This window comes from Dyadobacter ginsengisoli DSM 21015 (assembly GCF_059568735.1).
The window spans coordinates 11,388-22,887 of record NZ_JCANTY010000007.1 but is presented as its reverse complement, the minus strand read 5'-3'; the positions used below and the strand labels follow the sequence as shown (position 1 = coordinate 22,887).

The window sequence follows — 11,500 nt, the reverse complement described above, 5'->3', positions numbered from 1 at the left end:
ATCAATGGATAAACTAGAAATTGAAACGCAAGCCACCGAGGAACGATTTGGCCACAGGGTAGGAGCCTTCGTCAACACCCATATGGGTATCCTGGTTGTTTTCGCCCGATCTTCTCAGGTTGATATCCGGGTCAAGTCCTGTGTATTTGGTAAAGGTGAACAGGTTTTGTCCCTGAACGTAGACCTGTGCTGATCCCAGTTTCAAGCTTTTTAGCCATGACGAAGGCAAATTGAATGTCAGCTGGATGTTTTTCAGGCGGAAGTAAGAGCCGTCTTCCAGGAAGTAGGATGAAACCTGCTGGCTGGTGGCGTCACCCGAGTTCAGGCGGGGCAGTTTCGCATTGTCGCCCGGTTTCTTCCAGGAGTCGTAAAGCATCGCTTTGGAACGGTTTCCCTGGAATACGTTGAAATCCGTCCAGTACTTCACATAATTGAAGATCTGATTACCTTGCACGCCCTGTCCAAACAATGTAAGGTCGAACCATTTGTAGCCAACACCTACGTTGATACCGTAGTTGAAATCTGGGTGCGGGCTGCCGATAATGGTACGGTCAGCAGCGGTAATGACACCGTCGCCATTGACATCGCGGAATTTGAATGTGCCTTCTCTGGTATACGATCCGAATTTAGGCGCCGTAGCTGCCTCTGCCTCATCTTTGATCACACCATCCACAAAATAACCGTAGTAGCTCGCGATAGGAAGCCCGGCTTTGGTGGCCGACATCGCGGGAAGGCGTGTAGTGAAACCAAAAATAGTTGCGTTCGGGTCATTGTTCAGTTTCAGCACCTCATTTTTGTAGTGGCCGAAGTTCACGCCGACCATATAGTTGAAGTCACCTTTCTTATCCCGGAAGGTCAGACCAAGGTCAACACCACGGTTACGTACTTCTCCGATGTTGGTGTAAGGGATTGTACCGGTGCCGGCCGTTCTTGGAATGGCGACTTGCGTCAGCATGTCGGAAGTAATGCGGTTGTAAAGGTCGAGTACCACTTCCAGTTTGCTATTGAATAAGGTCGCGTCGATACCAATGTTGGTAGAAGTATTGGTTTCCCACTTACCATTGGAGTTTCCGAACTGAACAAGGTCAAAACCACCAACGATAGATGTTCCTGTACCGCCAATGTCGTAGGCATTGTTTTGCGGATCGGCCGCGTAAAGCGTGTAAGCATTATAAACGTTAGGGATGAGCTGGTTACCGGTTTTACCCCAGCCAAAGCGGACTTTCAAATCGTCAACGAATTTAGCCGACTTCATGAATCCCAGCTCGGTCATACGCAAACCCAGTGAGAATGCGGGGAAGATACCGTAGCGGTTGGCTTGCGAGAAGCGGGAAGATCCGTCGCGCCGTATGGTAACGTCGGCCAGGAGGAGTTCTTTAAATGAATAGTTGACCTTTCCGAATTGGGAGAAGAGCGCACTTTCTGTCGGCCCAGGGCCTGCATTGCTCAAACCGGCTGCCGAACCTGCATCGAGGAAGCGGTAGTCGAGATCGTCGAATGCAAATCCGCTCCGGCCGGCGCGGAATTCACCTGCATAAGTTTTCACAGCTTCCGTACCTGCCAGAATGTTGAAGCTGTGCACGCCGAATGATTTGGCATAGTTCAGGGTATTGAACCAGGTGAATGAGCGGTCGACGTTGTTGATCACGTTCAAGCTGTTGGCATTTCTTGCTTCCGCTGCTTCGATATCGCGGTGGAAGTATTCCGAGCGGTTGAACTGGTTGTATTCAATACCAAGGCTGGTACGTGCGTACAGGCCTGGAAGGATGTCGACCTGCGCGTACACGTTACCGAATGCGTGCGTACCTTTTGTGAGGTTATCTTTCTCGCGGTACAAACGGGCCAGCGGGTTGGGGGCGTTACCGAGGTTGCTACCGCGGCTTCCTGCAAATCCGTTGTAATCGGAAGTGTTGTTACCGCCAAGTGCTTTCGGGCCGCCCGTAATATCGAATACAGGGATGATCGGGTGCACACGGATCGCGAACATGATCGGGTTACTCTCGTCGTTGTTGGTGATCCCCTGTCTTTGGTCATAGGAGAATGTAAAGTTCTCACCCACAGTAACAGCCCCTTTTTTGAATTCAGTATTGGCACGTATCGAGTACCTTTTGTATTTCGTGTATCTCAAAATACCATCCTGTTTAAAATAGTTGGCCGACAGTGCATATTTCGCTACGTCCGAGCCGCCGGATGCACCGATCTGGAAGTTGGCAATGGAGGCCGGATCGAAGATCTCATTCTGCCAGTCGGTACCCTGCTTGTTCGCTTTGGTGATGTTGAATGCAGTTTTACCAAGGTTGGGATCGGCGATGTCGTTGGTGTAAGTGTAATTGCTGGGGAGTTCGCCAAACACATTCGGATAAATGTAGTCGGCGACAGTCTGGTTGCCGTTTTCATCGAACTTGTATTGTGCGGAAGGCGATGTTACCGACGGGTTTTTGCCCGCGCCGAGGTCAGCTTCGTACAGGTACTGACCCAGCTCTTTGGTATTCAGCAGGTCGAGCATCTTGCCGGGACGCTGTGAGCCGGCGTAAAAATCGAATGTGATGTTCGGAGCACCGGTTTTGCCTTTTTTGGTCGTAATGATTACTACCCCGTTCGCTGCGCGTGCACCATAAATGGATGCTGCGGAAGCATCTTTCAACACCTGCATCGATTCGATGTCGTTGGGGTTGATCTGGTTCAATGTACCTTGTGTAGGCACCCCGTCGATCACATAAAGCGGACTGTTGTTGTTGATCGAACCGAAACCGCGGATACGGACCATCGTGCCGCCACCGGGAGAATTATCATTTCCGACAGTCACCCCGGAAGCCCGGCCTTGCAGCATTTGCGTTACGCTCGCACTGGGAACGGATGTCAGTTCCTTGGGATTAATAACCGTTACAGCACCGGTAATGTCCTTTTTACGCTGCGCCGCGTAGCCTGTTACAACCACTTCGGTCAGGTTCTTGATATCATCTTCCATCGCCACGTCAATGGTGGTCTGGTTTCCGACAGGGACTTCTTTTTTGATCAAACCGATCGACGAGAAGACCAGGATAGCACCAGAGCCTTTCACATCGACCGAGTAAGTGCCATTGGCGTCGGTGACAGTACCGACAGCCGTTCCTTTCAGTTGCACGTTCACACCGGGAATGCCGGTTCCATCAGAAGAGGAGGATACTTTACCCTTGACCTGATGATCCTGGGCGTAGGATAGATGAGCTGCTATTGCGAACAGCATAATCATGACACCCCGGAAAAGCGGGACTAGTAAATGTTTGTTCATAAATTAGGTTGGGATGATGTTAAAAATGTATTACTAAATGTCAATATACTGTTAAAGGTAAAGATTTGAGGATTCTTTTTGGTAATATTTTTATAATTAATGTAAATCAATAAGTGGTTACAAAATATTTATTCTTTGAAAAATCTTATTATGCAATCGTTTGCATTCTACCACGCAGTCTTGGAAAAAATCAATCCCTTGACCGTATACGCGGCACATTGAACGTGACAAAATTTGCAACTCAAAGTGTATTTTTGTGGTTATCAGAATTACACTTTCATTTCACGAACTAACTCACAAACTACCACCAGGATTTTGGAATATTTAAATGGCCTCGACGTGGCGGAACAGGACCTCATCGAGGTACAGGGAGCCCGGGAACACAACCTCAAAAACATTGATGTAGCCATCCCCCGCAACAAGCTCGTGGTGGTGACAGGGATCAGCGGAAGCGGCAAATCGTCGCTTGCGTTCGATACGATCTATGCCGAAGGGCAGCGCAGGTATATGGAAAGTTTTTCATCTTATGCGCGTGGCTTTATCGGTGAAATGGAGCGGCCCGATGTGGATAAGATCAGTGGCTTATCCCCTGTTATCAGCATTGAACAAAAAACCACATCCCGCAACCCACGTTCCACAGTAGGAACGGTTACCGAAATTTATGATTTCCTGCGCTTGCTCTACGCGCGGGCCGGTGAGGCGTATTCTTATGTGACAGGCAGGCGAATGGTCAAGCAGTCGCAGGATCAGATCGTGAATCAACTGATGACCCAGTTTTTGGGGCAGAAGATCGTGCTGCTGGCACCCGCGGTCAAAGGGCGCAAGGGGCATTATCGTGAGCTTTTTGTGCAGATTGCGCGCCTGGGTTACACCAAAGTGCGGGTAGACGGCGAGGTGCTGGATATCACTCCGAAAATGCAGCTCGATCGTTATAAGGTCCATGACATCGAGATCGTAATCGATCGGGTCATTCCCAAGAAAGAGGAAGATGATTCGCAGTCACGGTACCGGTTGAGTCAATCCGTAGCCACGGCTATCAAGCAGGGGAAAGGAGCCTTAATGGTACTGGATGCCAAAGGGGAAACCTATTATTTTTCTCAAAATCTGATGGACCCGGAGTCGGGCATCAGCTATGATGATCCCGCGCCGAATGCATTCTCATTCAACTCGCCATATGGCTGGTGTCCAACCTGTCAGGGACTGGGCGTCATCGAAGAGATTACGGAAGATTCGATTATTCCGGATAAATCGCTCAGTATCACTCGGGGAGGTATAGCGCCGATGGGGGAGTACCGCGAGGCATGGATTTTCAAGCAATTGGAAGTGCTGCTTAAAAAATTCAAAATTACCTTGACGACACCGCTTGAAAAGTTTCCGGAGGAAGCTCTTAAGCTGGTTCTTTACGGAAGCGAAGAAGCCGTGCCGGTCCCATCCAAAAAATATCCGGGAACGGAATGGGAAACCAAGTTCGACGGCATTATCAACTTTCTGAAAAGACAACAGGAGTCCGGCAACGAAAAGATCCAGGACTGGTTGAAGGATTTCATGGTTACGCAAACCTGCCCTGAATGTAAAGGAAAGAGGCTGCGCAAGGAATCGCTGCATTTCAAAATCGATAAGAAAGATATTGCCGACCTGGCCGACAGCGACATCCGGGAACTGGCGGAATGGCTGGTGAACCTGGAAGACCGGCTGGAAGAAAAGCAGCGGGTGATCGGTCATGAAGTGCTGAAAGAGATCCGGAAACGTGTTGGTTTTATGCTCGATGTCGGTTTGGATTACCTCACCCTCAACCGCTCGTTACGGACGCTTTCCGGCGGTGAAGCGCAGCGGATCCGGTTGGCGACGCAGATCGGGACGCAGCTTACAGGCGTATTGTACATCATGGATGAGCCAAGCATAGGCCTGCATCAACGGGACAATGTCCGGCTCATCAAATCATTGAAAAGCCTGCGTGACCTGGGTAACACCGTTCTGGTGGTGGAGCACGACAAGGACATGATGCTCGCTTCCGATTACATTCTCGACATCGGTCCCGGTGCGGGACGGCATGGGGGAAGCGTGGTAGGAGCGGGTACTCCCGAATTATTTTTGAAAAATGGGTCACTTACGGCGGAATATCTTAGTGGCCGCGCGTCGATTGAAGTACCCAAGAAGCGCAGGAAGGGCAGAGGCGAGTCAATCGCGCTGAAAGGATGCACCGGACATAATCTCAAAAATGTTTCGATTTCCATTCCGCTGGGAACCATGATCTGCGTAACAGGCGTGAGCGGAAGCGGTAAATCGTCTTTGATCCATGAAACGCTATTCCCGCTGCTAAACCAGCATTTTTACCGATCCAGAAGAGAGCCATTGCCGTATAAATCGGTGGAAGGCCTCGAACATATCGATAAGGTGATCGAAGTGGATCAGTCGCCGATCGGACGGACGCCGCGATCCAACCCGGCGACTTATACCAATCTGTTTACTGATATCCGGACGTTATTCGCAGAGTTGCCCGAGTCAAAAATCCGGGGTTATAAACCCGGTCGATTTTCATTCAACGTTAAAGGTGGTCGTTGCGAGGACTGTGAGGGTGCCGGGATGAAAAAGATTGAAATGGATTTTCTGCCGGATGTGCATGTGAATTGTGAAACCTGTAAAGGAAAGCGATTCAACCGCGAGACACTGGAAGTGCGGTTCAAAGGAAAGTCAATTGCCGATATATTGGACATGACGGTAGAGTCCGCATTGGAGTTTTTTGAAAACCAGCCCCGCTTGCTAAGGAAAGTACAGACTTTGAATGATGTGGGGCTAGGATACATTACCCTGGGGCAGCACGCCACGACATTATCGGGAGGTGAAGCGCAGCGGGTCAAACTTTCAGAGGAGCTTTCCAAACGTGATACCGGGAAGACGCTCTACATTCTCGATGAGCCCACGACGGGACTGCATTTTCAGGATATCCGCCACTTGCTGAATGTTTTGAATAAGCTGGTCGAGAAAGGGAATACGGTACTCATTATCGAGCATAATCTCGACGTGATCAAAGTAGCTGACTATATTATTGACGTAGGCCCTGAAGGAGGTGCCCAGGGAGGACGGATCGTCGCCGAAGGAACCCCGGAAAAAGTGGCCAAAGTGAAAGGCAGCTTTACAGGTTATTTTTTACAGGAGGAACTGAAATAAGAGTCAGCTGGATATTGTGAATGCCTGCCGGATCAATGCAAACGATCAGGCAGGCATTTCTGTTTACATCCACTTGCTCAAAAACTGGTTAAAGCTATCCTTGTATTGGTCGCTGACAGGGATAGTAATGGAGCCGATTTGAATAGTGTTTCGCGTAATGGCGCTGATTTTATCGAGGTTCACAATGAACGAACGGTGTACGCGCATGAATTTCGAAGCGGGGAGCTTCTCTTCCAGTGCTTTCAGACTGGTTAGTGATAAAATGGGTTTAGGATCAGATTTGAGGTGGACTTTGACATAATCTTTAAGTCCCTCCGTGTACAGAATGTCATCGTAGGCAATGCGCACGAGCTGATACTCGACTTTCAGGAACAGATATTCGCCTTTGGGGTCGGGACTGCCGGCGGAAGAGGCTTTCTGTAAAAGCTCTACGTAAGTCTGCGCTCTCGATGCGGCACGGAGGAACTCTTCATAGTTAAAGGGTTTTAGGAGATAGTCTATGGCGTCTACACGGAAACCGTCCAGCGCATATTGATTAAATGCTGTTGTAAAAATGACTCTCGGGGCCTTCGGGCCAGCTTTTTCAATTACACGCGCCAGTTCAATGCCGGTCAGGTCGGGCATCTGGATGTCGAGAAAAACCACGTCGATGGACTGGTTGTGAATAACCTGTAAAGCCTCAACCGCACTGGAATATCTGCCGGCAAGTTTTAAAAACGGCGTTTTTTCAATGAACGCGCACACGAGCCCGAGAGCAAGCGGTTCGTCATCTACTGCTATACATTCCAGGGGAGTCATGCTGTTTCCAATTCCAGGTGCACTTCAAATTCCTTTTCTTCCTTGTTTTCTGTCACTTCCAGTTGGTATTTGCCAGGATACAGCAGATCCAGACGACGCTGTGTGTTGGCGAGACCGATTCCGTTGCTCTCATCGAGAATCGCCCGCTTGTCCGTAAACAATGTATTTCTCACTTCTACGAATATTTTGTGACCTTCCTGGCGGATCTGAATATCGATCCGGCTGGGCTGTACGGCACTTACACCATGTTTGAATGCATTTTCAATAAAGGGTAGGAATAGCATCGGCGCGATCGAAACATCATGCAGCGGATTGGGCGGATCGAGATGAACTGTTACTTTATCCGTCAGCCGCAATTGCATGAGTTGGATATAATCCTGCGCGAACGCAATTTCCTGGCTCAGCAACACGGTTCCGTGCTGTGTTTCATAGAGTACGTAACGCATCATACGCGAAAGCTTGTGCAATGCTTCCCGTGCGGCCTCAACGTCGATGACCGTCAGTGCGTAAATATTATTGAGTGTATTAAAAAAGAAATGCGGGTTGATTTGTGCTTTCAGAAATGACAGCTCTGAATTGATTTTCTCCTTTTCCAGGTTCTGCCGGTATTGTTTGTCGAGCTGCGCTGTACGAACGGCCGCGACACTGGTACTAAGGCCGATGATCATCAGCGCGGTAAGCAATGCAAAATAGTCGAGCCTGTCGTGACGCTTTTTCTCTCCATTGGCTTCCCGTGCCATTTTGAATGCGCGGTCCATTTGCTCTCCGTGGTTAATCGCGATTTTTACCTGTTCGATTACGACAGCCAGCATTACCACTGAAACGATATTAAAGAAAATAAACCGGACATAACGGTTTTTGGCCAGGAAGCGGGGGAACCAAAAATAATAGTTAAGATAAAATATGGTGATCAGCAGTGAAAAAAGCACTGCCTGCTTGATCCAGAAACTCACCGGGAATTCGATCTGCCAGCTGAGTGGTTGCCACATTAAGAACAAAGCCAGAAAACTCCATCCAAGTAAATGGAGGAATAACGGTGGGTATTTCCGGGCAGCGCGCGTATCCATTTAGCAATTAGTTAGTTTCCATGTGTTTTGAACGCAACACATCACTGCAATCTTACAGGGAAATTACGAAAACACCTATTTCAATCGATCAAAGCACGCCGAATGCCGACCGAATCCCCACGGTAATCTATCAATGATCTGGCTGCGGGCCCTATCGCCGGATTGTCCGTCATTTTCAGGGTTGTATCGTTCGAAAACACCCTTTGATCGGTACATCCGTCCTATCTATCTATTCCTCTTTTTTCACAGGTATATAGGTTGTTATTTTGACATTCGAAAAGTACATCATTTAAAACCCAAACCATGAAACTTGTTTTACACCTAACATTCCTGGCTGTGTTCTCAGGTCTTACATCAGCGGCATTTGCCCAGTTTCCGGGCGGCGGCGGTGGAGGCCGTGGCGGTGGCGGCGGAGATTTCCGTGGAGGCGACAGGCAGCGCCAGACGGTTATTCCGGGAACAGCGGAAGACACTCCTAAGGGTAGTGGAAAGATTACGGGCGTGCTCGTAGATTCAACCAGCAAAAAACCGGTGGAATTTGCGGCATTGTCTTTGGTTGATATCAAAACGAACAACCCTATTGACGGTACCACCACGGATGAAAAAGGGGCATTTACGCTCACCAAAGTCGCATCCGGTAACTTCAAAATTCTGATTTCCTTTATCGGCTATAAAACCAAGACGATCGCTAATGTCAAGATCGACCGCAAAACGGAATTGAACCTGGGAACAGTTATCCTGGTACCGGATGTGGTACAATTGAATGAGGTGGAAGTGGTGGGTATGGCGCAGATGATCGAAGAGAAGGTCGACAGGCTGGTCTACAACGCGGAGAAGGACATTACCAGCAAAGGGGGCGATGCCTCAGACGTGATGAAAAAAGTACCGATGCTGACCGTCGATCTCGACGGTAACGTGTCGCTTCGCGGTAGCTCCAATGTACGCGTTCTGATCAATAATAAGCCCTCGACCATTATTGCTACCAGCGTGGCTGATGCATTGAAGCAGATTCCGGCGGATATGATCAAGTCGGTGGAGGTGATCACGTCTCCTTCTGCACGTTACGATGCGGAAGGCTCTGCGGGTATCATCAATATCATCACCAAGAAAAGCACCATTCAGGGCGGTACGCTCAACCTCGACACCGGTATCGGTAACCGTGGTTCGAACCTGGGCTTGCGCGGTAATTATCGTGTAGGTAAAATGGGTTTCAGCCTCGGAGGCTTCGGCCGGTTTAACTATAATATGCCGGGTAAATCGGAGAACACTCAGATCGGTAAAACAAGTCCTTTCTCGGTGCTCCAGACGAGCGATTCCAAGAATAAGATGGCATTCGGCTCTTATAATTTCGGCTGGGACTGGGAGATCGATTCCAAAACCTCGCTATCGGCCGGGTTGCGTTACGGAATGCGGAATGCCAAAGTCGATCAGGAGCTTTATACTTATAACACTGTAAACGATACCACCCGCGCCAGCTATCGCGATGTGAACAGCAAGGACCTTTCCGGTACCTGGGATGTGAATGTGGATTATATGAAAACGCTGGGTAAAGCAGGGCAGGAACTAAGCATTTCGACCCAGTACAGCCGTAACAACCGCACCAATGATTACGATGCGAACGTGTACTCCCTGAGCAATGCGCAATTGAAAGAATTACTGGGTGCGCAGGGTAACAACAATAGCAGCCACAACCAGGAAAGTACCGTTCAGATCGATTACCAGACGCCTATCAAGGAAAATCAGATGCTGGAATTCGGAGGTAAGGGAATTTTCCGTCAGGTAGTGAGCAATTATGATTATTACAGCGAGATCGGACAAGCACAACCAGCCAGCAACCTGAATTATGATCAGAATGTGGCTGCCGGATATTTATCCTATACTTACACTACCAAAAGCAGATTTACCGTGAAAGCCGGTACGCGTTACGAATACACGAGCATCGACGCACAACAAGGCGAGGCAGGGGATCTTAAACTGCCTGCGTACGGCAACCTGGTGCCGAGCATCAATCTCTCGCAGACATTCGGAAAAGGGCAGACTGTTAAGCTGGCCTATAACCGTCGTCTGCAACGCCCGGGTATCCAGTTCCTGAACCCTAACCTGAACGCTGCCAATCCACAGAACGTAACAGTGGGTAACCCGAACCTGAAACCGGAACTCACCGACCAGGTGGAATTGGGTACGAGCTTTTTCAAAAACTCATTGTACATCAACGTTTCTACGTTTGCCCGTTTCACCAATAGCTCGATCGAAAGTATTCGTACTACCAGCGATCAGGGGGTGATCACGACGACCTACGGCAACATCGGTTCTAAAAAGAACTACGGTGCAAACATTTTTGGTAATGTCACATTCTTCAAAAGATGGCAGTTGGGTGGTGGTTTCGACTTCTATTATGCTGATTTGTCGAACAACAGCCCCGATCCTGCATTGCAGAACTCCAACAGCGGTTTTGTGTTGAGCGGTCGTATGCGTACAAGCCTTACCATCAAAAACGGTTGGGGCTTGCAGGCGGGCGGGTTCATGCGTGGCCGTGACGTGCAGTTGCAGGGTACCCAGGCTGGTTTCAGAATGTATGATTTCGGTGTCCGCAAAGATTTCAAAAACAAACGCGGAAGCATCGGTTTTGCCATGGAGAACTTCCTGGCGCCGTCTTTCAAAATGAAGACGAGCCTGGAATCGAAGACATTTACACAGAATAATACTAACTACCTGTATAACCGCGGCTTCCGGGTGAACTTCTCATATCGCTTTGGTAAAATGACGTTCGTGGAGCAGAAGACACGCAGAAGGAAATCGGTGAATAACGACGACCAGAAAAGCGATGGCGGTGGTAATATGGACACCGGTGGTGGTGCTCAAACACCGGCGATTACACCAGCAGCAGGCGGACGTGGTAATGGAGCAGGCGCTCCCGGGATGACTCGCCCGCAAGGTGCACGACCTGCTGCCGACAGCACAGGCCGTCCGGCTCGGCAAGGCAATTTCCCTGGACAGGGACAGCCAGGCACACGCCCGGATTCGACCATGAAGCGAGATTCGACATTCAGACCGGATTCAACAAAAGTGAGACCTGATTCCTCAACGGTGAAACCAGACAGCACTACGCCACCGCCTGCGCCCGTGAAGCAGGATTCCACTGCATTGCCGGTGAAACCTGCAACGCCGGCAGATTCGGTGCCGAAGAAGGATTAAT

At 49.5% G+C, this 11,500-nt stretch carries 5 protein-coding genes; 2 read left to right on the top strand and 3 right to left on the bottom strand.

What is annotated here, in order from left to right:
- Nucleotides 1–13: 13 nt before the first annotated feature.
- A complete protein-coding gene (locus BP71_RS24910; protein WP_496384294.1) occupies nucleotides 14–3,271 on the bottom strand; it encodes a SusC/RagA family TonB-linked outer membrane protein in 3,258 nt (1,085 codons plus the stop codon).
- A gap of 315 nt (nucleotides 3,272–3,586) precedes the next feature.
- On the opposite strand from BP71_RS24910, the gene uvrA reads away from it, so the two are divergent.
- Nucleotides 3,587–6,439, top strand: coding sequence for an excinuclease ABC subunit UvrA (gene uvrA, locus BP71_RS24905; protein ID WP_496384293.1), 2,853 nt, complete (start codon nucleotides 3,587–3,589; stop codon nucleotides 6,437–6,439).
- Nucleotides 6,440–6,502: 63 nt separating this feature from the next.
- On the opposite strand, the gene BP71_RS24900 is transcribed toward uvrA, so the two are convergent.
- Both BP71_RS24900 and BP71_RS24895 read right to left on the bottom strand, forming a co-directional pair.
- The gene (locus BP71_RS24900) at nucleotides 6,503–7,237 is read right to left on the bottom strand and encodes a LytR/AlgR family response regulator transcription factor (protein ID WP_496384292.1); all 735 of its coding nucleotides are present in this window, start codon (nucleotides 7,235–7,237) and stop codon (nucleotides 6,503–6,505) included.
- The gene (locus BP71_RS24895; protein ID WP_496384291.1) at nucleotides 7,234–8,304 is read right to left on the bottom strand and encodes a sensor histidine kinase; all 1,071 of its coding nucleotides are present in this window, start codon (nucleotides 8,302–8,304) and stop codon (nucleotides 7,234–7,236) included. Before BP71_RS24895 ends, BP71_RS24900 begins: the two co-directional genes overlap by 4 nt.
- Before the next feature lie 303 nt (nucleotides 8,305–8,607).
- Here BP71_RS24895 and BP71_RS24890 point away from each other — a divergent pair, with 303 nt between their 5' ends.
- Nucleotides 8,608–11,499 carry a TonB-dependent receptor gene (locus BP71_RS24890; protein ID WP_496384290.1) on the top strand — a complete coding sequence of 964 codons (2,892 nt, stop codon included), beginning with the start codon at nucleotides 8,608–8,610 and terminating at the stop codon, nucleotides 11,497–11,499.
- The last annotated feature ends 1 nt before the right edge of the window (nucleotide 11,500 follow it).

Excerpts from the sequence above, each read along its gene's own strand:
- BP71_RS24900 (WP_496384292.1), bottom strand. The coding sequence starts at position 7,237 with ATGACTCCCCTGGAATGTATAGCAGTAGATGACGAACCGCTTGCTCTC.
- BP71_RS24895 (WP_496384291.1), bottom strand. The coding sequence starts at position 8,304 with ATGGATACGCGCGCTGCCCGGAAATACCCACCGTTATTCCTCCATTTA.
- BP71_RS24890 (WP_496384290.1), top strand. The coding sequence starts at position 8,608 with ATGAAACTTGTTTTACACCTAACATTCCTGGCTGTGTTCTCAGGTCTT.
- BP71_RS24910 (WP_496384294.1), bottom strand. The coding sequence starts at position 3,271 with ATGAACAAACATTTACTAGTCCCGCTTTTCCGGGGTGTCATGATTATG.